Raw genomic sequence first — 21,173 nt, forward strand, 5'->3', positions numbered from 1 at the left:
AGAATTATTATGTGTAGGTAATTCAGCTTTTCAGTAAGATTTTTACGGGAAAAGGTTAGAAAATTGCCGTAAATTTTACAAACTAGATAGGTTCAGGTGAGTTGATAAATCGCATTTATAGAGTTACAAGTCGTTTTCAATATCCGAGCGAATCAATCACCACTGGATACTAACAAAAATCTATAGCACCATTCAAACAAACCAAGGATCGCTACAAATATGCTCTCAGCACTAATAAATAGCAGTGCGAACATACTCGCTTGTTCGAAGTAAATTAGGATAACTCCTACACATACAATTGCCCAAAGAAAGTTTGCAATAGCTAAACCTGTTACTACTTTAAGTGATCTATTGCATATAAGGGCAAGCCTCAATGCGTATATGCCATAGCATACATTAGCACCGGCTAAGAATAGAATTAGCCCTTTCGGCAGTTGGTAGAAGTCGCTCGCTATATCTTGGAAAAACAGAAGCAATAGCCCAACACTCGTTCCTGCAAAACCATCGATATGAAGTATGTATTTAACTAAAAGAGCTTTCATCTGTGCTGTAACGCTTAACCTATTTCAATGTAGCAAAAATATGGCTATCGTAAAACTGTCCATCTTTGAAAATGGCGCGTTGCAATATCGCTTCCTGCTTGAACCCTGCATTTAGAAGCAGCTTTTGCGAAGCAAAATTGGATGAAAATACGCAGGCAAAAATGCGCTCTATATTTGTGTTTGAGAAAGTAAGCGCAATAATCTGGCGCAGCGCCTCGCGCATAATGCCGTTTCGCCAATGTGATGAGCAAAGCCAGTACCCAACTTCTCCAGATCTCTCATATTCAAAGTTACCTGGGTTAACACCGATACACCCTACTAACTCGCCCTCATACTCAACAGCTCTTATAAAGCCTTGGGTACTACCCTCTTGAACCCACCATTTGGCATCTTCTTTTGTATAAGGGTTAGGAATTTTTGTCGAAAGATATTGAGTAACCGACGGTTGATTTAAAATATCTACCAGTCTACCCACATCGCCCATTTTAAAATCTCTGAGTGTTATCATGCGCTTTACTTCCCACCCGCTAAATCAATAAAGGACCCAGTAACATATGAAGACTGAGGTGATAGAAGCCAGGCTATCGCCTGTGCGACTTCATCTGCTGTACCGCCCCGCTGCATAGGAATTTGTGGGCTTAACCGCTCTACTCTGCCAGGTTCACCACCATCGGCATGAATGTCTGTTTTAATAAAACCAGGCCGGACGCTGTTTACACGAATGTTCTTCGTAGCAAGTTCTAATGAAAGCCCTTTGGTGAATGAATCCATTGCCCCTTTCGACGTCGCATAGTCGACGTATTCAAAAGGAGCACCAGTACGAGAGGCAATGGACGAAACATTAACGATTGCGCCCCCTGCAACGTTTTGTTTTACAAAAGCCTTCGAACACAAGAATGCGCTAAGCACATTGGTATTAAGTACTTTGGTGAAGCGCTTTGCAGTGACGTTTATTAACTCAGTTTTGGTGAATAAAACGCCCACATTGTTTACCAAATGCGTTATTTCACCCCATCGGCCGTTCACAGTCTCGAACATGTTCAGCACTTGCGCTTCATCTGAAACATCGGCTTTATGAGCAAATGCAACGCCACCGTTGTCAGCTATCGACGCGCACACCCTATCCGCAGCATTTTTATCTGATAGGTAATTAACGCAAACCTTATAATCGTTACTTCCTAGCAGTTTAGCGGTTGCGGCACCAATACCACGGCTTGCTCCAGTAACAAGGACTACTTCTTCCACTTGGTATCCCTTTCTAAAAAATTTGTTTACTATTTGCTTAGCAATCGCTTTATAAAATACGCCTGAGTACAACACACAATCACAATTAACGTTACTGAAATTTCTAAGGGCATTCCCAATTGTTCAAGAGCGATAACAGGCTCAGGTAGCTTCCCACCGATAAATATTAAGTGGCGAAGGTCAAAAAAGACTGGGAAAATTGAGTAGCATAGCAGGTCATAAAACATAAAAGCGCCGAATACACACACTTTTCTCAAGATACCCACAGGGCTGCATAGCCAAAGGAAAATGGTACATAGCAAAGAGATTAAGTAAGTTGTACCACTTCCCATCAAAAGCACTACAGCTACACGGTTTTGGTCGTATAAAACGCTGCTATGCTTTATGTTTAGGATAGGCTTTATAATATAAGAGTTAAATTCGCGGTGAATATCAACACTTAAAGATTTTACCTCAGGAATGAAGCTAACAACTGCTACCGCTCTGCCGGGCCAATGCTTTATATGATTCAGCGCCCCCATTTCCGGAAAAATTTCGAAGCCAGGCCAAACAGCAATGACTAACTGCCCCATCCCTAATATTTTCCCTGCTATTCCGTGCCCTAACTCGTGTATAAAAACCGAAATAATAAAATAAATGAGTGCTACACAGATTAGTGTAAATCCTTTTTTAAACGTAATCATTCCTTGTTCTTTTAAATTATCTATTTGGGCAATAAGTATTAAAAGTTGAAGCTGTTGGTTTTTAATACAAATACTAAGAGGTGTAAATTACATCAAGGTTCCCACGATAATCGTGATTAAACATAAAGCGCCATTTTCGAAAGGCACTGCAGGCTAATTAGCTCTACTGAGGAATAACATCATTGACAGGTAACCAGAAAACTTCACAATAGTTCGACTTCTTATCCACTCGCAATCATGATGCTGTATCTTTCAGAATTTCAAACAAAGCTTTCTAATCAATATATTACCCCTGCGTTTTCGTTAACGCTAAACAATGAAAAACCACCCTCGCATTACCTTATTGCAGGTAGAAATAGTAGCGGGAAGTCGCTCTTAATTTCATCACTAGCGGGTAACGGTAAAGTAGAAAGCGGTATTCGCGAAAGTAGTTCTCTTGTTGCGGAAGTATCGGTATTTAAGCAACAGGCGTTAATTGAAGAAGAAAAACAAAAAGACAGTGCGGATATTTTAGATGTAATCACTGAGCCAACACAGGTACGCGAGTTATTCTTACGCACCAATGAGGGTTATAAAAATCACCCTTATTACAGCGAACTTACTTCTGCGCTGAGAATTGAACATATACTTGATAATGCGTTTCTTTCGCTGTCGACGGGAGAAACCCGCAAGATAATTATCATGCTGGCATGGTTGAGCGATGCCGCAATTATATTGCTTGATGAACCTTTCGAAGGCTTAGATGTTGAAGCGATTGATGCATTTAGTCGCTTTCTTGTTTCTCAACAGCAAGCCGCACTGGCGTTGACCGCCAACAAGCTTGCAGACATTCCTGAGGGCCTTCACGCACAACTCATCGTCATGGATGATCTAGCTATTACGTGGAAATCTGACGGCACACTTAACTACGATGACTTGCGCTCAGAGTTAAGCACTTGGTTTGCGCTGGAGTCTGATGATATCGATGTACCCGCAGCGCTTAGCGCTAATGATCAAAACCGCAGCGACCCAAATCACAAGGAGTCAACCAGCGAACTTGATTCACAACCCCATACCTTAATCGAGCTGAATGACGGCTTTGTGCGTTTCGATGAACGTACTGTATTTGAAAAGCTTAATTTTACGCTTAATAAAAACGAGCATTGGCAGATAACGGGCCCGAACGGGTCAGGTAAAACTTGTTTGCTTCAAATGTTTACTGGTGATAATTCCCATTGCTATACCAACGACTTAACGATGTTTGGAATAAAACGGGGTACAGGCGAGAGCATATGGGATATTAAGAAGCACATTGGAATTATGTCGAATGCGCTGCACATGCAATACAAAGTAAACGCAAGTGTTGAACATGTAATCATTTCTGGCTTTCACGACAGCATTGGTCTATATACCCGACCAACGTTGGCTGAGCGAAACGTAGCAGAACAATGGCTTGCTGTACTGGGCTTACAACAGAAGAAGAATACACCGTTTCAGTCGCTATCGTTTGGCGATCAGCGATTAGTGCTTATAGCGAGGTCTATGGTAAAACACCCTGCACTGCTTATATTAGACGAACCCTGTAACGGTTTAGACGACTTCAACCGTCAAAAAGCACTTAAGCTCATTGATATATTGGCAAAGGCTGGCACCAGCACTCTTTTGTATGTTAATCACAACCCAGGGGAGTGCATTCCCAGCATTCGCAACACCTTGAATATGAAAGACTACAATGTAGCAAACTAAAATCTGAGAAGAAAAAGGCGCTATCACAAGGGAAACTCATGAAAAAGAGTGATAGCGCCAAAGAAATGTTAGAAAGGCATTATAAGCGCTTAAAATCTGCATCTGGCTCATATTCAATGCAGTACACTTTTTGAAACTACATTGGGTCTAGAGTAAGCAATACACGTTGAGTATTTGGCTGCACTTTGCAAGACCGATGTACGGCGGCAAACTCTTCATGACCTTGCCAAGACTTTCCTTTGAGTAACCCCACATCAAAAGCGCTCATTTGTTTAATGCTGCTTTCTTGGTAGTGCTGCCCTAGCCTATTTTTCGTAAGCCCTTGCGTATTCGCGTTGTTAAGGCCAATCATCGGGCTAGTTACCACACTTTCTTTAGGTAGCCACTCAGTACCTTCGCCTAAATAGGTATTCACCAATCGAACAGGAATATTGTCTACGTGAAAACTGGGGCACATTGCCGAAGATAAGGGCACGAGTCTTACCCCTACACTGTCACAATCAAATAGTGTGGTAAGCATGTCAGAAAGCAGATAAATATCATCAATGGCGGCTTGTTTTCCAATACTGGTTTCTTCGCCTGGTAGAAGCGTGGCAATTTCCTTCCTTAGAGAAGCAACAGAAAACACACCACGAATACCCATTCCTAATGATTTAAAAACGTCGACATAATATTGCGTGACAAGTGGTACTTCGGGCCTTGTCCATACCGCAACGCTAATCCCTTTATCAAAGATATCGCCCAACACCATAGCATCGGCGCTTGAACGCCAAGAGTCGCTGTGTTCAAAGGAAGTAATGTGGTCTTTTAACGCCTGCATATTAGTGCTCCCACGCAGGAAATGGGTCAGGCATTTCAGCCCAAACATGATGGCCTTGAATAAGCTGATCGTCTGTTAACAAGCAACTGTCTAACCGCTCGATAATGTCGTTTTTATTAAGCCCTTGTCCAATGAACACCAGTTCTTGACGCATGTCACCGAAGGGCTCCATCCATTGTTCTTCAATCGCTTTAAGGTATTCAGGGTCTTCAGGCCACTGCTCTTTGGGTACGGCTTTCCAAAACAGCCCAGCAGCCCCGTATCTCGCCATACCGCCAGCTTGGCTCCAGCTGCCTGCAAGCTGTGGGCGTGTTGCTAACCAGAAAAAACCTTTTGAACGAATTAATTTGCCAGCTATTTCTTTACTATGAAGAAAATCATAAAACTTCTGCGGATCAAACGGACGTCGCGCTTCGTACGAAAAGCTGCTGATACCAAACTCCTCAGTCTCTGGCACGTGTTCGCCACGCATTTCTTTCAACCAACCCGGCGATTGCTGAGCGCGCTCAAAACTAAAACGACCTGTGTTTAGCACTTTATCTAACGGTACTTTCCCATGCTCAATAGGAACTTGAATAGCCTCGGTGTTGAGGGTTTGCAGAATACTTTTAAGGCGCGCCAACTCTTGTTCAGAGATAAGGTCGGTTTTGCTTATTAGCAATATATCAGCAAATTCCACTTGTTCGACCAACAAGTCTGCCACACTTCGCTCATCTTCCTCCCCCAAGCTTTCGCCTACTTCGTTAAGAAACTTTGCTTCGTCATAGTCTTTAAGAAAATTCAATGCGTCGACAACGGTAACCATCGAATCGAGGCGTGATATTTCCGACAAGCTTTTACCGTCTTCATCGGCAAACGTGAAGGTCTCAGCTACAGGCAAAGGCTCAGAAATACCTGTAGACTCTATTACCAGATAATCGTATTTACCTTCATGCGCTAAACGCTCTATCTCTTCAAGCAAATCTTCTCGCAACGTGCAGCAAATACAGCCATTGCTCATTTCAACCAGCTTTTCTTCAGCTCGATTAAAGCTAACTTCATTTTTCACCGTAGCAGCATCGATATTGATTTCACTCATATCGTTAACAATGACGGCTACTCTTAATCCATCACGATTATTCAGAATATGGTTTAGAACCGTGGTCTTACCGGCGCCTAGAAAGCCCGATAGTACGGTAACGGGAAGCTGAGTTTGAATAGACATAACGACTCGCTAAGTTTCATTTTAAATTTCGAATTTAATAAATGTTATAACATAACATTTAAAATGAAAATAACGATATGATTAATTTATTGCAAAACGCTTGCGGTATTCCACCGGACTAAGCCCATACTCTTTACGGAATATCTTCCTAAACGCATTGACGTTTTGAGAACACCAATTTAGAAGAAACCTTACAGTCATTGGGCGTGGATGAAATTCTTCTTGCAGGTATGATGACGCACAACTGCGTAACTCACACAGCATTATCACCAGCTGCTGCCAAGTATTCCCCCAAAGTCATTGAACCTTGCACCTGTACGCGTGACGCCATTGGTCATCTATTGGCGCTGGATTCTATGCAAGTGCGTGGTATTGACATTGTATCGATAGAAACCGCATTCGCTTAGCTCCGACTTGTTTCGCTCATCACGTTGTTCGACTACTTGATGAGCGAGTTAAGCACTTCAGTGGTACCGTTCACTTAATTGTCTGCTTGTTAGCTGTAATTACACTTTGCAAATACTGTTTTAAACAAACCGCAATACCAAGGAAATAATGACACCGGTTACGATAAGCTGAACCAAGCAAAAGCCCATAATGTCTTTGGCTTTCAGGCCGGCTATGGCAAGTACGGGGAGCGCCCAAAATGGCTGAATCAAATTGGTCCACGCATCACCCCACGCTACCGCCATGGCAACTCTATTTATTTCGGCTCCAAGTTCAGCGGCAGCCGGCAAGATTACAGGGGCTTGCACTGCCCACTGCCCTCCACCCGACGGCACAAAGATATTAACAATGCCTGCGCTAATAAAACTCCATACTGGCAACGACTCTGCAGATGCAAAACTAATTAGCCATTCTGACATAGTCTGCGCTAATCCAGATTGCACCATGATCGCCATGATGCCAGCATAAAACGGAAACTGTATTACTATTCCGCTGCCACCCTGAACCGCTTGCTGTAAACTATGTAAAACATTGCGTGGCGTACCGTGAAGGACAATAGCAAGGAAAAGAAATAACATATTAACGATGTTTAGGTTTAGCCCGCCGCCAGAAATAAAATAATTTGTAAGATAAGCAAGCCCAGCGAAACCGACCAGTAAACCAAGCACTTTGCTGTTTTCAAGTTTATCGGCGGGTCTTTCGTTTTCTGCTGAAGGTAAAGCATCGTCTTGTAGCTTTGTGCTATCCACAATCACGCTTTCAGATTTAGGAGGGAGCATTAAACGATTCACGAGGGGGATAACTACAAACATAATCGCCAACAACAGTAAGTTGAAGCCGCTAAAAATAGTCTCGCTGGTACCAATTACGCCTATTTGTGCCTCTGAAAAATGGCCCGGTGTTGCAATAGTTAACGGTACAGAGCCCGCTAGACCGCCATGCCATACAATAAAGCCTGAGTACGCGCTTGCCACCAATAACCGATAATCAACCAACACTTTTCTTGCAAGTACTTTGGCGAATAACGCTCCCACCACTAGCCCGAAGCCCCAGTTTATCCAACTGGCTGTAAGCGACACTAAAGTAACCATTAGAATAGCGCTTCCTGGGCTTTTAGCTAGACGGGCGAGACTTTCTAGCAGTGTCTTGACTAGCGGCGTGCATGCCAGCATAAACCCGGTTACCAATACCAAGAGCATTTGCATTGAGAAGGTTAGCAACCCCCAGAAGCCGTCGCCCCACTGTTGAACTGTGGTAAGTGGCGATTGGTCTTGAATGACCACCGCAAAGACAAGCGTTATGAGCGTTAACAATAAAACGAAAATGTAGGGGTCAGGAAGATATCGTTCGACGAGTTTGACGAAGGGTTTTGATGCTCGGTTTAGCATTAACGCTCTCACAACATGTTAAAAACTTGTTGCATATTAACGCGTTTACTTCCTCGTTGGCGAGAGGCTAGTTAATTTTGCTAAGCCACTTCTGTAAGGTTGAGGTTACTTTTTGGTGATCGATAGGCTTTGTTAAAAAGTCGTCCATACCTGCTGCCATGCACATATCTTTGTCACTCTGCATGGCATTGGCCGTCATCGCAATAATAGGCGTACTTTTATAGATATCTCCGGCCGCTCCTTCACGGATGCATTTCGTTGCTTCAAACCCATCCATTTGTGGCATCTGGCAATCCATAATAATTGCGCTGTATTGAGCTTCAAGCTTGCAGTTCTTCAACATATCTAACGCTTCTAAGCCGTTGTTCGCTACTTCTACCTCATACCCTTCGCTTTCGAGCACATTAGTAGCGACCAGTTGATTTATCACGTTGTCTTCAACTAACAAAATTCGTGGTGCTTCAATAGTAAGGGGGCGGTTTTCAGTTTCTTGCTCTGCTAGACCTTCATCTGGATGTTGCTCTACAAAGTCTGCAGTACCCGTAACCAACTGCCGTGAATGCAAATCGTTTTGTGTGCCGGGTTTACCTACCGTATTTTCTAGTATTCTCAGTAAATCTGTTGTCGTTATAGGTTTGGGCAGACATTCGTCAATTGGCAGCCCTCTAAACTCGCTATAGCTATCGACATCGCTTAATTTGGTCATAAGAATAGTACGACTGAAACTTAAGTTTTCGATACCCTTAAAATTCAGTAATTGATTGTCTTGCTCGTGGTCATTAACGACTTTTTCCAAAAACAAAATATCAATACTTAAAGTGTCTTGTTCACTAATCTCGTCAGCTAAGTAAAGCGTTGCAGCCTCTTCTAATGACGATGCAGTTAACGTATTCACACCCCACAGCCCAAGCTGATTTTGCAAGGTATGCCTTGTTAATGCATTGTTATCCACTATTAAGCAACGGGTGTTTTCTTTAATAAGTTCAGGTTGCAGTGTCGTGCTTTCCTTTGAGCCCGTAACTTTGCATATAACGTTGAAGCAGCTACCTTTGCCAAGCTCTGACGCAACGCTTATGTCGCCACCCAATAAATGACACAAATTCTTTGTAATACTTAAACCAAGTCCTGTGCCGCCGAAGCGCCTCGTTGTAGACGCGTCTACTTGGGTGAAGGCGTCGAACAAATGAGGAAGTTTGGATTCCGGGATGCCTATTCCCGTATCTTTTACAGTTAAGTGCAGTATAGCTTCATTTTCAACATCACTTGGAAGCAACTTTGCTGCAATGTATATTTCACCCTGTTCAGTGAATTTAACGGCATTGCTCAAGAGATTAGTCAGAATTTGTTGAATCCGGTTTGGATCTGAATATATCTTTGTTTCGCTGATCTCAGAGACATCAACGACTAATTCTAGATTTTTTTCTTGGGCTGAGTGCGCTACCGATAGCGCGACACTTTCCACTAGCTCCCTTAGGTCAAAATCCAAAGATTCTAATTCAAGCTTGCCCGCTTCTATCTTCGAAAAATCCAGGATGTCATTGATAAGCACAAGTAGTGAGTTAGCACTGGTTTTAGCAATACTCACGCGCTGGCTTTGTTCTGCTGTTAGGTCACTCTTTTTCAACAGGCCAAGCATGCCAATAACTCCGTTCATTGGCGTCCTAATTTCATGGCTCATATTGGCGAGAAATTCAGACTTCAATTTCGTGGCCTCTTCAGCACGTTCGAGCGCTTGTTTTAAATCATTAGCCTGCGCTTTTAGCGACGCAGTTTTTTCAGAGACCTGTTGCTCTAGTGTTTGAACGAAGCGTTTTTGTTTAGTGATTTCGGTTTGCTGTAGACGGGTGCGCAGATAAACCACCAATACAAGTATGCCTAACAAAAATAAGCCGTAGATAGTATATGCCCACCAGCTTTTCCACGGTGCGACTGCCACATGTAAATTCAACGATAGGGTATCATCACCCCACTCTCCATTTGGTTTCATGGCTTTTACGAGTAATCTGTAGTCTCCCCCATTTAAATTGGTAAACGACACCGAAGTATGATTTCCAATATCAATCCACTGCTCATCGTACCCTTCTAACTTGTACGCAAAGTGGGCGCGCTTAGGGTCTGAAAAATCCAAAAGCGCAAAATCTAATGAAAAAAAGTAATCTTCATAAGAAAGGTCGATATCAGTAACATAGGACAGTGGCTTATTAAGCTCTACTGATTCTCCCATTTTGTTAAAACCTGTAAGAACTATGTTTGCGCTAACGGCGTCAATTTGTTCTCGGTTATATTTGAAGTACTCTATCCCCCGCTGACTACTCGTAAAATAGGTATTCTTACCCGCTTTAATTAAGCTATCTGAGTAAAAGTTTTTACCTGCCAAATCTGTGGCACTGTTGTAGCTAATAACATTTTGTGTGTCAGGATTATAAAGAAAAACACCTTTATTGGTGGTAAGCCACAGCCTGCCATCATCGCCATCGGCGATAGCTCTTATTAAGGTGGTGGGCAGCCCATTCTTTTCACTGAAATGCTTGAAGGATTTAGACTCGGCGAAATACTGATACAGTCCCGTTTGTGTCGCTACCCATATTTCTCCATCATTCGTTTGGTGAATGTCTTCCACAATGCTATCGACCAAGCTTCCCTGCTGATCCTTTGCGCCACTAAAGAACGCGAAACTTTCACTTTCAGCTGACCACAAATTCACACCTCCGCCCGTGCCAACCCACATATTGCCGCTGGCGTCTTTATATAGACTATGAATTTCTGGGTGCGTTAAACCGTCCTCGGTTGTGAGATGTCTGAATTCCTCGGAATGCTTGTTGTAAATGTAGATACCGTGCTTATAAGTACCAATCCAAACGTTGCCATTATTGTCTAGTTCAAGTGCTCTGAACTCACGAAACTGGCGATAATTGCTGTCAGTCTTAGGGTATTCAATGCGGCTTATTGCTTTAGTACGTCGGTCAACTCTGGCCACAAAGTCATCTTGTGCCACCCACAGAAACCCTTCTTGATCTGGTACTATAATGGGTCTTTCTATAACCCCACGCTCTTTATAACCTTTAAGCTCTTTAAATACCGAGTCGTATTCTTTTTGCAAAAGCTCTTCTTTCACTTTCCATTTGAACACGTCGGCGTTTGCCGTAACAATGAGTACATCGCCATTTTTATTGCCATTTTTATCGACGTTATCAAGTGCGATACCACTTGGTGCGGTTAGTAATTCACTATTAATTTGTTTAATTTTGCCGCGAGGAGAAAATCTAAAAATTCCATGAACCTCACTGGTAATCCACTTGGTTTTAGTATGGTCTTCAAAAATTATGCGAAGGCCATTTTCATAACCAAAGTCGACCTTTTCAACATAGTTCCCCTCTCCGGTATGTCGATACAATCCCTCAGTAGTGACGAACCATATTTGACCATCATGGTCCTCAATCATTGAGTTTACTTGACTTAGTGCTTTACCTTCTCGTGTCGTTTGAGGCAAAAAGACTCCGGAACTTGGAAAGAATAAGAAGGGCCCGTTTTGCGTAGCGACGAATAGCTGATGCGAAGATGTACGGAGTAAGCTGCGTATTTCATTTGCGCCTGTAGCCGTTTTGTTTTTTGGTTCGGGCAAGAAATGTTTGACGTTTAGCGTCTTTTTATCGAGCAAATTTATCCCATAGCTGGTTGCTACCCAAAGGCTATCAGCATCGTTATCAATAATGTCCCAAATGCGATTATGGGAAAGACTGTTTTTATCTCCTGGTACTTTTTGAACTCGCTGAAATCGCCCGTTGCCTAAAAAACGATTAAGCCCTTTGTCGTAAGAGCCTAGCCAGATATCACCTGCGTTATCTTGAAAAAGTGACTGAATTCGGTTTGATGACAGAGAATTTGCATCATCAGGCACATTTAAATAGCGCGAATACTGACCGGTTGTAGGGTCGTATTGGTTAACACCACCGCCCCACGTACCCACCCAAATATTGCCCTCGGCATCCAACATTAAGTTGCCGGCATCGTTATGAGAAAGGCTTTGGTCGTCTTCGCTATTCGACTCAAAGAGCTTGACGTTGCGACCGTCGTAGCGCATTACGCCATTTTCTGCTGTGCCAAACCAAAGGAATCCTTGGCGATCTTGCACTATGGAATAGATTTCCGATGAAACAAAGCCATCTTCAGCAGTTAAAAGCTCAACCGCATATTCATTCATTAACTTGTTTGAACCAGATGCGAGCGCAACACTAATAAACACTACATTTAGAAGAGCTACTGCAAACACGCGAATGGGTGAGAGAATAAATTTTGTCGTGTTCACCAGAGAGGTTGTCTTCAAATCACAAACGGAGCTGCTAATTAAACTTGTTTAACTTTAGTGCATGTTGTCGCCGCTCACCATTCTACAAAAGGCGCATTTGTCACCAACAAACAAACGCCTCTTGACTCTGCGATTGGTATTGCAACGCGATGTGATGACTGCATAGGTTTTCATGCTAAAGCTTTAATGCATTTAGGTGCTACCCGTGAAGAAATAGAAGAAGTGTATGGTATGTCGGTTTACATGGGCGGAGGCCCATCATTTATGTACGCTGCCGATGCTTTGCGCGCATTTGACGAATTTAGCGAATAATTCTGAATAAAAAGGGGCCGAGAAATTTCTCGGCCCTTTCGCTTGCTCTGCAGTATCACTTATTACAGCGAATTCATACTTTGAACACTAACAGGTCCAAGCTCCGCTGCTTCAACATCCGCTTTGATTTTTTCTGCATCACCAATGATTATCCAAGTCAATTTTTCCGGATGCAGCACTTCTTTCGCCGCACTACTTAAATCGTCTAAAGATAAGCCATTGTACTTTTCAACCAAAGACTCTGGATAATTATATTCTCTATTGAATCTCTCACTTGATAAGAGGCTATACATTACCGCATTGGCTGTTTCAAATTGACCAGGCAACGAGCGGACTTCATCCAATCGAGCTCTTTCCAATTCATTTGCCATCGGCGGCTTATCCCCTACATATGCATTGAGCTCTTTTTTGAGTTCAAGTAAAGACGGCCCTGTTTTATCGGTTTGCACTGGCGCATAAACCATAAACGGCCGCTGCCCTCTAGCATCTTGAAGGAAGGTATACGCACCATAAGACCAGCTTTTATCTTCACGTAGGTTCATATTCACACGCGCCGTAAAAGCACCACCTAGGGTTTTATTCATAGCATTGATGGCTATATTATTGTCGGCCCCTGTTGGTGGCGCTAAATGCGCAGCTAGTATAAGAGACTGTTGTGCACCGGGACGGTCGATGATAATCGCTTGGCCTTGCTCTGGCATAGACGCTTCGGTAATTTGTTTAACGCCCTTATTGCCTTTGACTTTCCAGCGGCCAAATTCTTTTTCCAGCATTGGCTTGATTGTATCCAATGTGGTGTCACCCACTACAAAAATTGTCGCGTTATCAGGGCGTAGCCAGGTATTTTTGAAATTAACTAAATCGCTTCGCGTAATTTCTTTAACGTCTTGAGCAACGCCTGTACCGGTAAATGGAATACCGTAGGCATGATCATTACCATAGATAAGTGGCGGTAGCAGAGTCAGCGCAATGCTCACAGGACGCGTTTTTTGCTGTGCAATATTACTTAATATAAGGCCACGTTGACGTTCAATCTCTTCTTCTTTAAACGTGGGCGATTTTAATATATCTCCCAAAAGCGCCAAAGAAGGCTTCATGTTTTCTGTCAACATCGACATGCTAACTGTTGTAGTGTCTAAATTTGAGCCAGCATTTAGATTCGTCCCCAACTGCTCAAGCTCTGCAGCTAGTTCCAAGGCATCGTATTTACCCGCCCCTTCATCAAGCATCTGTGTGGTGAAACTCGCAAGCCCAAGTTTACCGCCCGCATCAGCAGCATAACCTGCATCAAACTGCACCGCCACATTAACTAAAGGCACCGTAGAGCGCTTCGCAAACACTACATTCACACCGTTAGATAAAGAGGTCTGCGTAACCCCAGGGAAGCTTAGCTGTGTCTCTGCATTAATTGGCGGCAAACCTGAACTGCGATCAACGCTTTCAGTGGATGCTGTATGTTCAATAAACGGCACAACCGTGATTTGGTGCCACCCTTCTTTTAACCATTTATTCGCAGCCGCTTTAACGTCTTTGGGCGTCGCTTTTGCTAGCTCGTCTAATTCAGTTTTAAAATAGTTAGGGTCTCCAGCAATAAACTCCCCGCTAGCAAGGGTGTCAGCTTTCCCGCCAAAGCCCCCTACTTCTTCGAGTCCTCGAATGATTGAAGCGCGTTGTTTCGTCGACACGAGCTTAACTTCGTCTTTGCTAGGGCCTTTACGCAAGAATTCGCTAATGACCTTATCAATCTCTTTTTCTACTTTTGCTACGTCAACGCCGTCTTTTACGTCAACCGTAACACCAAAGATGGATGCCATTTGTAGCTCGTAATTAAATACCGACGCATTGGTAGCAATTTGCTGATCGTAAACAAGTTCTTTATAAAGACGTGAGTTTTTGCCATCCCCCATGACACTTGCGGCGATGAACAGATCGGTTGCAGTTGAAGATGTGTTTTCAGGTGAAACCCAAAGGCGATAAATGCGCGACTGTGGCACTTTATCTTGAATCACTTCTCGGGTGTTAGCGCTACGCTTCGGTACCCATGCTTCCCATTTAGACAGCGCTGGACCCGGTTCAATATCAGCGAAGTACTTATTAACCAAAGGTTTGGCTTCTTCTGCGTTGATATCGCCGCTCAGCACCAATATTGCGTTATTGGGGCCATAATATTGATTAAACCAACCCTTAACGTCGTCAAGCGACGCTGAGTTGAGGTCTTCCATAGAGCCTATTACCGTATGATGATAGGGATGCCCAATGGGAAATAAGCCCTCAAAAATATGAGTGAATACGCTACCATAAGGCTGGTCTTCGCCTTGGCGCTTTTCATTTTGTACAACGCCACGTTGTTCGTCTAATTTCTCTTGTGTTACTGCACCTAACAGGTGACCCATACGGTCAGACTCCATCCACAAAATGCGGTCTAGCGCAGGTGTTGGGACGGTTTGAAAATAGTTAGTACGGTCAAAATTTGTGGTACCGTTGAGGCCTGTAGCCCCGGCTTCTTGAAGCGGCCCGAACCACTCATCATCATAGTTTTCGGTACCGTTGAACATGAGATGTTCAAATAGATGGGCAAACCCAGATTTACCCTCTGGCTCATCTTTTGAGCCCACTTTATACCACACAGCCACAGCAACTACTGGAGCTTTGCGGTCTTCGTGAACAATTACGGTTAATCCGTTATCAGTAGTAAATTTTTCGTAATCAATATTAATATCGTTCTTGGCAAACGCTGAGCCTAACAGCGTACTGCTTACTGCCAGCACACCTACGCTCACTTTCAAACGCTGGGTGAGATGCTTAAGTACAGTCATGTCGTCATCCTTAATCTTATTATCTGTGCCAAACACGAAAATGTGCCAAGCACCATGAAACGGCTTTGCCGCCAACACTAAACATAAATCAATTTGACAGTTTATAAAGCGCTATGATGCAGAAAACTGTAACGGATTGTAAAAGAGGGAAAAACGACGCGTAGGGGAGATAGCTCTTATGAAAAAGCTTATGAAAAAGTAGATAAGGAAAGCCGCAATTACATTGCGACTAACCGTGCCCATAGTGCTTTGACTTGTTGAGCATCTTCACTTTCTAATTCGTTGTTAGCGAAAGCTTTATTAAGGCTCTCAAGCATTTTTTCATTAAGCATCGCAACGGTAGCGCCTTCTTCCATCTCTAGTTGGCGTGCCTCTACCGCGAAATGGCCTTGTAAGTAGCTGGCAATAAACAATTCATCATCGCTACCATGATTTACCACGTCATCAAGCGATGCCTCAATATCTGCAATAGCTTTAACGACACTTTCTGGTGCTGCAGCAGGTGGTAACACGTCTTACTCCTTTCTGTTGTTAATTTCAGTTCTTTGTCTCTACATTTCAATTCTTATTTCGAGACAAACCTCGTTGTTCTAAAGGCTATGAGTTTGCTTTGGTATATGGCGCTATGCCCTTAAACAGCTTGGCAAAGTACTTTGTCTTTGTAGCCGGTAATAACCGTAAAGGCGCCCGCTAATTCAGTATCGAGCGCAGCATCGCTTGAATCTAAACGAAGCGGTTTGCCGTGTAACGCCTGTAGTTTTTGTTTAGTGGCAACGACAAGCATGTTCTGCTTGCCAATCTGACGAATAAACACCGGGCTTAACTGTTGATTTCCGCGCCCCAAGATGTGGCCCTGACCACCGATAACCGTCAAAATGACCTTCGTGGGCTTATCTTGAGTTAGCTCAATCAGTTCACTGGCAGTAACGTCACTTGCAATTAACTCTCCTTGCTTCACCACATCAACGCCTAACAAGGTATTGTCTAAGCCAAGAAACTCCATGACAGCGCCTACCGTAGAGCCCGAGCCCATAACAAAGTACGTATCAGGCTCATCGTCCATGATTTCGCTCACATACGCCGCAATATCATCAAGCACCAACGCCTCGTCTTCTTTGCCGCCCATTTTTACAGCTTGAACGTAAGTGAGTTCAGCGGGTACGCGCATTTCACCATAGTGTTTGGCAATAACTTTCCCGTCGCGAAAGGCGTTTTCGTCAATATCTCGGACTTCAGCGTCCATTTCACTTACAAGCTCGCCAGCAATCATTTGACTTACTACCTGCCCTGCCGCTGACGGCGATACACAGTATACGCCAGAGTGAATTTTGCATCCTGCAGGCACGCCTAGTACGGGCACTTGGGTTCCCACTACACTACAAATATTGCGCGCGGTTCCGTCACCACCCGCAAACAGCAACAAGTCAACATTAGCGTGTACCATGGCTTTAGCCGCGCGTTCTGAGTCTTCACCTTCAGTTTGCGCGGCATCGGCTGTGTAGATAACTTCACAAGGAATACCTAGAGATTCACATACGGTCTCCCCCATATCGCCTGAGGCTGTAACTACTGTGAACTGGCCTGACAACGCTTGTACGATACTGAGCGCTTTAGCCATTTTTTCGTTAGCTTTTTTCTCTGCTCCCATAGCGAGGGCTTTTTCACGAATCTCAGCACCATCGCTACCTTTAAGCGCAAGCGCTCCGCCAATACCCGCAAAGGGGTTAACTATAACGCCTAGCTTGAATGTAGGCTTGTGATCAGACACTGATTGACTAGTGCTAACTTGACTCATTCAGCAACAACTCCTATCCCGTAACCTGTTTCGCTTCTTTCTACACCTGTTGGCGCATTTCCAGCCGCCTTATCTGTTGCTTTGCTGATGGGTAAAGCAGACAATTTACTTTTGCCAAACTCAGATGACAGCGCTTGTATAAAACGTTCAGCGCGTGGTGGAAAACCATTCGCTTTATAGGCTTCTAGCTGAGCAGCTACGTTTCGGGTAAACCCTTCTCTGTCGGGCTCAGCACCATTTAAATTATCTGTGCTTACCTGAAATTTTCTGCCCGCCGCTTCAGTAAACGCCCATTCAATAGCCTGTGGCTTAATTTCTACTTTTTCAAAATCGGCTTGCTGCGCTGCATCTCGACCGTCTGGGCAATACCAGTAACCGTAGTCTTCTAATAGTCGGCGCTTTTCACCGGCTATACACCAGTGTGCAATTTCATGCAAAGCACTTGAAAAAAATCCATGGGCAAACACGATTTGATGGTAAGGTTTTTCACCGTCTGCTGGGAGGTAAATGGGTTCATCATCACCTAAAACCAAGCGCGTATTAAAATCTTCAAATGTAGAATTAAACAATTCTATTAACGCAGGTACGTCTGAGTCAGGCTTAGCGTGATGACTTGCAATCTTCATGTCGGCAAATAAGTTCTATACGAGTGAGCTAAATCAATGGCGGTGGAGTATACCAGCAAAACTTTGTCTTCTCACTTGAAAGGCATGCTGGCATAGGTCAATCTAGGTTTACAAGAGCGAACAAGTCACATTAGTTCAACAGGGAGTTTCTCATTTGGCGCAACAGATAATTAAACATATTCATCGGGTAAATGCCCTTCGTGATTTGGCCAATCAGTTGGGTGTAATGCCTATTATTCATCAGCTGCAGCATTGGCAGTGTGAGCGTTTACTGGTCACGCACGACGATTTGGCGCAGCAAACACGCTATCAAAAAGCCATGGCGTTCTTTGTAGATGAATTGTACGGGCCAAAAGATTTCAGCCAGCGCGACGCTGACTTAGTTCGCGTTATCCCTAAGCTCGCAAAAGTATTGCCAGACAAAGCCATGAACGCCATGGACGATGCATTATCATTAAATGCACTATCGTTCGATTTAGACATGGAAATGGCCCAATATCTACAAAGCCATTTTCCTTCAGAGCCAATTAACCGAGATAACTACGCTCTGGCCTATCGCAATGTGGGCAGGATGGAAGACAGAGCGCATCAAATCGATATAATTTCTCATTTGGGCGATCAACTCTCTGACGTAATAAAGATTCGTGGTATAGGTATGTTGATTTCGCTATCTCGACGTCCAGCCAAATTAGCTGGCTTACTGGCTCTGCATGAGTTTTTAGAGCGTGGTTTTAATGCATTTAAAGCGCTAGGCGATGTGCAAGGCTTTATACAACCTGTTTTGGTAAGAGAAAAAGCAATTATGCAGTCATTGTTAAGTGACGATTTAATCTTACCTGAAGATAACCCATTACCTGTGGTTTAAGTTGCAAAGAAAGAAATGCAAAAACAGGCCTTCGTGAGCAACTGCGCTACGCCGACGGTAATGAAGCAGCTAGGGTATAAACAAGATATATAAATGAGGAAGAAGTTTGAGCTCAACCACGCTAAATTGGATGTTAGACAACCCCTATGTTCAGCAATGGCATATTGATGAAACACATATTGATCACTATCAGCATGTGAACAACGTGGCGTATCTGTCGCAGTTAGAAAGCCTAGCGTGGGCTCATTCAAACGCCCTTGGCTTACAGTTTGCCGATTATCAATCGCTCAACCGCGGCATGGTTATTAAGCGTCACGAGCTTAACTACCACCTGCCAACACATCTTGGAGATACGTTAGAATGTGCAACTTGGATAGTGTTTTGCGATCGCAAACTAACTCTGAAGCGCCAATTCCAGTTCATCTGCCCAAAGCGTAACAAACCCGTTTTTGATGCACTAACAACTTTTGTTTGCGTCAGCCTTGATACTGGTACGCCCAAAAGGATGCCTAAGCAATTTGTGGACATATACGGCGAGGCTTGTATATCCAAATGAGAACCTGGCTAGCATTGTTGCTTCTATGTACGTTGTGTGTTTCGTTAAGCTTTAATATATACCTGTGGGTTAGCTTAAAACAGCACAATGATAAAGCTTATGAAATAGAGGCAAGCTATGAACACCGCCTAGAAGATAATGCAAAGCACAAAAGCGGTCTAAATGTAGGAAGTAAGGCAGTACCTATTTCTGACCCAAGATCTTCTGACTTTCGCACTGATTTCCCCACTGACATCAGCGGGGCAAATACGGTATCAAATGAGATAAAAGGGCAAGGCTTCTCTTCATCTCAATTAGACCAAGACCAGCTGTCAGAGCTAACAGCTTTACTCGATAATGGGCAATATGCACTGCTTGCCACAGAGCTTACAAAGTATCTGAAAAATGATCCGCTTAATGAATCACTACTGCTACTAGAAGCTGAACTAATTGAGTTAACCAAGCCCCTGCCTACAGCGATAGTGCACTACTACGACTTAGCTGAACTGCCTCTTTCAAACAAAACGCTTACGTTTATTGACACAAAAATTGCCACCTTGTATCAACAAGCACAGACGCAGTTAAGTCAAGACGAACAATGGGAACTGGTTGCCAGATTAAATGAGCCACTTTATCAACGCATTCCCGACGCGAAACACTACACACTTAACCTGGCTGAAGCCTACGCTTATCAGCAAAAGCTTACCTTAATGGAAGATGTGCTCGCCGCCTTGCCATTAAACGACAGAGACGCAAATATCATTCGCAATAAAGCTTATGAAATACGCGATATTGCTAACGCCGACACTACACCGAACAACAGTGAACTAACGCCGACAGGCGCGGAGGACGCACGTTATCAAACACGCGTAGATTTAGAGCGTATCGGCGACCAATATCGCCTTGAAGCAAAGGCGCTTAATCAAAAAGCCACCATGATTCTAGATACGGGTGCCAGCACAACAGCAATATCGTCACGACTATTCGCTCGCTTAGGTCGCATGCGAAACCTCACGTTCATTGGTAACTTCAACATTAGAACCGCATCAGGAACCATTGAAGCCCCACTGGTACAAATACCGCGCTTTTATTTCGCAGGCTACGAGTTCAACGATGTTTCAGCCATCGTGCTGCCCGAAAACGCATTACCCGATTCTGATGGATTATTGGGAATGAACGTCTTAGGGCAATTTGACTTTGCGATAATGCCCCAGTCTAGTGAATTGATTTTAACTGAGCGTGATTGATTCTATTTGCGTAAAAGCGAGAGCTGTAAGTGTCTCGCCTTTCATGCCAGTTACGCGCAGGGCGTTAATTTTGTAGCTCAACTAAAGGAAACGTCTCAAACGCCACTCCTTCATGGCCCGTTTTCATAAAGTTGCGGATATTGGCGTGGTCGTCGCCGTTAGGGTTATTAAGTACGTCTTCGCGATAGAAGCGTCCAAATAAGGCCAGCGTTTGAGCTTGGTTTAGGTTTAAATGCTGACCGAGTGCGAGCAGTTTGCAAGAGCCGCTGTTCTGGTTTGCTTCGTTTGACACATCACCATTGGTAAAAGCAGTGGGCGTGAAAGTAAACGCGCTATCGATAAGCGCAATAACGTCGTTAAATTCGATAGTATCTGGGAAATGAGTAACTGCTTGAACTAAGTCTTGGATGTTGCTGTATGCCATGTTTATCTCAAAAAAAAGAAAACGATAATAGCAGGTCTAGGCTACCATCACAGACTGAAACAGGTCTGGTTTCGTTATTTTCATGAAAAATCACAGCCTTCGGTTGCTAGATAAAATAAACCCCTCCGAAAAAGAGGGGTTTATAATGAACCTGAAGCACCTATTGATGAGGCGCTTATATTTCTAACCGCAC

Annotated in this window: 19 protein-coding genes; 6 read left to right on the forward strand and 13 right to left on the reverse strand. The window is 43.7% G+C overall.

Going from position 1 to position 21,173, the window contains the following annotated elements; all coding sequences use genetic code 11:
* Window positions 1–152 precede the first annotated feature (152 nt).
* The 4 genes from ACYTPF_RS09440 to ACYTPF_RS09455 are packed head-to-tail and all read right to left on the reverse strand — an operon-like array spanning window position 153 to window position 2,470.
* Window positions 153–542 (reverse strand): hypothetical protein, encoded by a 390-nt coding sequence (locus ACYTPF_RS09440; protein ID WP_461852029.1) that lies wholly within the window; start codon window positions 540–542, stop codon window positions 153–155.
* 19 nt (window positions 543–561) lie between these two features.
* The gene (locus ACYTPF_RS09445) at window positions 562–1,050 is read right to left on the reverse strand and encodes a GNAT family N-acetyltransferase (protein WP_461852030.1); all 489 of its coding nucleotides are present in this window, start codon (window positions 1,048–1,050) and stop codon (window positions 562–564) included.
* A gap of 5 nt (window positions 1,051–1,055) precedes the next feature.
* Window positions 1,056–1,787: an SDR family oxidoreductase gene (locus tag ACYTPF_RS09450; protein WP_461852031.1), complete on the reverse strand. Its 732-nt coding sequence runs from the start codon at window positions 1,785–1,787 to the stop codon at window positions 1,056–1,058.
* 29 nt (window positions 1,788–1,816) lie between these two features.
* Window positions 1,817–2,470 (reverse strand): hypothetical protein, encoded by a 654-nt coding sequence (locus tag ACYTPF_RS09455; RefSeq protein WP_461852032.1) that lies wholly within the window; start codon window positions 2,468–2,470, stop codon window positions 1,817–1,819.
* Between the two features lie 240 nt (window positions 2,471–2,710).
* Here ACYTPF_RS09455 and ACYTPF_RS09460 point away from each other — a divergent pair, with 240 nt between their 5' ends.
* Complete coding sequence (locus ACYTPF_RS09460) at window positions 2,711–4,195, forward strand: ATP-binding cassette domain-containing protein (protein ID WP_461852107.1); 1,485 nt, start codon at window positions 2,711–2,713, stop codon at window positions 4,193–4,195.
* 136 nt (window positions 4,196–4,331) lie between these two features.
* Here the strand turns inward: ACYTPF_RS09460 and ACYTPF_RS09465 are convergent, their stop codons facing one another.
* Window positions 4,332–5,015, reverse strand: coding sequence for a DUF1826 domain-containing protein (locus tag ACYTPF_RS09465; protein WP_461852033.1), 684 nt, complete (start codon window positions 5,013–5,015; stop codon window positions 4,332–4,334).
* Window position 5,016: 1 nt separating this feature from the next.
* Window positions 5,017–6,219, reverse strand: a complete 1,203-nt coding sequence (gene zigA, locus ACYTPF_RS09470; protein ID WP_461852034.1) for a zinc metallochaperone GTPase ZigA — start codon at window positions 6,217–6,219, stop codon at window positions 5,017–5,019.
* 206 nt (window positions 6,220–6,425) lie between these two features.
* On the opposite strand from zigA, the gene ACYTPF_RS09475 reads away from it, so the two are divergent.
* Window positions 6,426–6,626, forward strand: a complete 201-nt coding sequence (locus tag ACYTPF_RS09475; protein WP_371342296.1) for a cysteine hydrolase family protein — start codon at window positions 6,426–6,428, stop codon at window positions 6,624–6,626.
* Window positions 6,627–6,746: 120 nt separating this feature from the next.
* Here ACYTPF_RS09475 and ACYTPF_RS09480 read toward each other — a convergent pair whose 3' ends face one another.
* On the reverse strand, window positions 6,747–8,054 hold the full coding sequence (locus tag ACYTPF_RS09480) for a short-chain fatty acid transporter (protein ID WP_461852035.1): 1,308 nt from the start codon (window positions 8,052–8,054) through the stop codon (window positions 6,747–6,749).
* Window positions 8,055–8,121: 67 nt separating this feature from the next.
* Window positions 8,122–12,255 carry a two-component regulator propeller domain-containing protein gene (locus tag ACYTPF_RS09485; protein ID WP_461852108.1) on the reverse strand — a complete coding sequence of 1,378 codons (4,134 nt, stop codon included), beginning with the start codon at window positions 12,253–12,255 and terminating at the stop codon, window positions 8,122–8,124.
* Window positions 12,256–12,417: 162 nt separating this feature from the next.
* On the opposite strand from ACYTPF_RS09485, the gene ACYTPF_RS09490 reads away from it, so the two are divergent.
* Window positions 12,418–12,672, forward strand: a complete 255-nt coding sequence (locus ACYTPF_RS09490) for a carboxymuconolactone decarboxylase family protein (RefSeq protein ID WP_461852036.1) — start codon at window positions 12,418–12,420, stop codon at window positions 12,670–12,672.
* A 62-nt stretch (window positions 12,673–12,734) separates the two neighbouring features.
* Here ACYTPF_RS09490 and ACYTPF_RS09495 read toward each other — a convergent pair whose 3' ends face one another.
* From ACYTPF_RS09495 to ACYTPF_RS09510, 4 genes are all read right to left on the reverse strand, one after another.
* Window positions 12,735–15,488: a M16 family metallopeptidase gene (locus tag ACYTPF_RS09495; protein ID WP_461852037.1), complete on the reverse strand. Its 2,754-nt coding sequence runs from the start codon at window positions 15,486–15,488 to the stop codon at window positions 12,735–12,737.
* Window positions 15,489–15,706: 218 nt separating this feature from the next.
* Complete coding sequence (locus tag ACYTPF_RS09500) at window positions 15,707–16,000, reverse strand: YfcL family protein (RefSeq protein ID WP_179983857.1); 294 nt, start codon at window positions 15,998–16,000, stop codon at window positions 15,707–15,709.
* Between the two features lie 119 nt (window positions 16,001–16,119).
* On the reverse strand, window positions 16,120–17,283 hold the full coding sequence (locus ACYTPF_RS09505) for an ATP-NAD kinase family protein (RefSeq protein WP_461852038.1): 1,164 nt from the start codon (window positions 17,281–17,283) through the stop codon (window positions 16,120–16,122).
* On the reverse strand, window positions 17,280–17,909 hold the full coding sequence (locus ACYTPF_RS09510) for an elongation factor P hydroxylase (protein WP_461852039.1): 630 nt from the start codon (window positions 17,907–17,909) through the stop codon (window positions 17,280–17,282). The genes ACYTPF_RS09505 and ACYTPF_RS09510 overlap by 4 nt, the downstream gene beginning before the upstream one ends.
* 154 nt (window positions 17,910–18,063) lie before the next feature.
* Here ACYTPF_RS09510 and ACYTPF_RS09515 point away from each other — a divergent pair, with 154 nt between their 5' ends.
* The 3 genes from ACYTPF_RS09515 to ACYTPF_RS09525 all read left to right on the forward strand — a co-directional run bounded on the left by ACYTPF_RS09515 (window position 18,064) and on the right by ACYTPF_RS09525 (window position 20,556).
* Window positions 18,064–18,774 (forward strand): FFLEELY motif protein, encoded by a 711-nt coding sequence (locus ACYTPF_RS09515; RefSeq protein ID WP_461852040.1) that lies wholly within the window; start codon window positions 18,064–18,066, stop codon window positions 18,772–18,774.
* A 106-nt stretch (window positions 18,775–18,880) separates the two neighbouring features.
* Entirely contained in the window at window positions 18,881–19,330 is a 450-nt protein-coding gene (locus ACYTPF_RS09520) for an acyl-CoA thioesterase (protein WP_461852041.1), read from the forward strand.
* On the forward strand, window positions 19,327–20,556 hold the full coding sequence (locus ACYTPF_RS09525) for a retropepsin-like aspartic protease family protein (protein WP_461852042.1): 1,230 nt from the start codon (window positions 19,327–19,329) through the stop codon (window positions 20,554–20,556). The genes ACYTPF_RS09520 and ACYTPF_RS09525 overlap by 4 nt, the downstream gene beginning before the upstream one ends.
* A gap of 64 nt (window positions 20,557–20,620) precedes the next feature.
* Here ACYTPF_RS09525 and ACYTPF_RS09530 read toward each other — a convergent pair whose 3' ends face one another.
* On the reverse strand, window positions 20,621–20,980 hold the full coding sequence (locus ACYTPF_RS09530) for a HopJ type III effector protein (RefSeq protein ID WP_461852043.1): 360 nt from the start codon (window positions 20,978–20,980) through the stop codon (window positions 20,621–20,623).
* Between the last annotated feature and the right edge of the window lie 193 nt (window positions 20,981–21,173).

This window comes from Alteromonas sp. HB246098, from assembly GCF_054890645.1.

Coding starts and splice junctions, on each gene's coding strand:
- ACYTPF_RS09440 (WP_461852029.1), bottom strand. CDS start 542: ATGAAAGCTCTTTTAGTTAAATACATACTTCATATCGATGGTTTTGCA.
- ACYTPF_RS09445 (WP_461852030.1), bottom strand. CDS start 1,050: ATGATAACACTCAGAGATTTTAAAATGGGCGATGTGGGTAGACTGGTA.
- ACYTPF_RS09455 (WP_461852032.1), bottom strand. CDS start 2,470: ATGATTACGTTTAAAAAAGGATTTACACTAATCTGTGTAGCACTCATT.
- ACYTPF_RS09460 (WP_461852107.1), top strand. CDS start 2,711: ATGCTGTATCTTTCAGAATTTCAAACAAAGCTTTCTAATCAATATATT.
- ACYTPF_RS09465 (WP_461852033.1), bottom strand. CDS start 5,015: ATGCAGGCGTTAAAAGACCACATTACTTCCTTTGAACACAGCGACTCT.
- zigA (WP_461852034.1), bottom strand. CDS start 6,219: ATGTCTATTCAAACTCAGCTTCCCGTTACCGTACTATCGGGCTTTCTA.
- ACYTPF_RS09480 (WP_461852035.1), bottom strand. CDS start 8,054: ATGCTAAACCGAGCATCAAAACCCTTCGTCAAACTCGTCGAACGATAT.
- ACYTPF_RS09485 (WP_461852108.1), bottom strand. CDS start 12,255: ATGAATGAATATGCGGTTGAGCTTTTAACTGCTGAAGATGGCTTTGTT.
- ACYTPF_RS09495 (WP_461852037.1), bottom strand. CDS start 15,488: ATGACTGTACTTAAGCATCTCACCCAGCGTTTGAAAGTGAGCGTAGGT.
- ACYTPF_RS09505 (WP_461852038.1), bottom strand. CDS start 17,283: ATGAGTCAAGTTAGCACTAGTCAATCAGTGTCTGATCACAAGCCTACA.
- ACYTPF_RS09510 (WP_461852039.1), bottom strand. CDS start 17,909: ATGAAGATTGCAAGTCATCACGCTAAGCCTGACTCAGACGTACCTGCG.
- ACYTPF_RS09525 (WP_461852042.1), top strand. CDS start 19,327: ATGAGAACCTGGCTAGCATTGTTGCTTCTATGTACGTTGTGTGTTTCG.
- ACYTPF_RS09530 (WP_461852043.1), bottom strand. CDS start 20,980: ATGGCATACAGCAACATCCAAGACTTAGTTCAAGCAGTTACTCATTTC.